At 59.1% G+C, this 656-nt stretch carries 1 protein-coding gene; it reads left to right on the top strand.

Annotated features, from left to right (window positions below):
* Window positions 1-637 (top strand): IS30 family transposase (locus tag F6X37_RS35970; protein ID WP_187614690.1); only part of this gene is annotated, 637 nt, incomplete at its 5' end.
* Window positions 638-656: the final 19 nt, after the last annotated feature.

Raw genomic sequence — 656 nt, 5'->3', positions numbered from 1 at the left:
TGCACGTGGCTCGCTGAAACCGGCCATGATCGCAGCCTTGCGCCAAGAAAAACCGGCGCGCGGAAATCGGCGCACGACGCTTGCTGGCGGCAGCTATGTTCCCGAGGATTTGCGCATCCAATATCGCTCCGAGCAGATCGAGCAACGGCTGTTGCCGGGGCACTGGGAGGGCGACTTCATCAAGGGTGCGTTTAATCGTTCCGCCGTGGGCACGCTGGTCGAACGCAAGACGCGCTTCGTGATTCTGTGCCGCATGGATGGCTGTACGGCCAAGAATGCGCTGGAAGGCTTCTCGCGGCAAATGAAGAAGTTGCCGGCCTTTCTTCGCGAGAGCCTGACCTACGATCGGGGAACGGAAATGGCCTGCCATGTCGAGCTCTCCAGGCGGCTCAATATCGATATCTGGTTTGCTGATCCGCATGCGCCTTGGCAGCGCGGCAGCAATGAGAACACCAACGGCTTGCTGCGTCAGTTTCTGCCAAAGGGCACGGACCTTTCGACGCTCTCGCAGACCCAGCTCAATGACATCGCCAAATTGCTCAACGGGCGGCCTCGCCAGACGCTCGGCTGGGACTCCCCCGAGGAAGCAATGGCTAAAGAGTTAGAGAAGGCTGGATTAGCTAAACGTTGCACTTGACTCTTGAGACTGCCATGCG

It is taken from the genome of Paraburkholderia sp. 31.1 (assembly GCF_014397645.1).
Classification (GTDB): Bacteria; Pseudomonadota; Gammaproteobacteria; order Burkholderiales; family Burkholderiaceae; genus Paraburkholderia; species Paraburkholderia tuberum.
The sequence above is the reverse complement of the archived record's forward strand: the minus strand, read 5'-3'. Positions and strand labels throughout refer to the sequence as shown.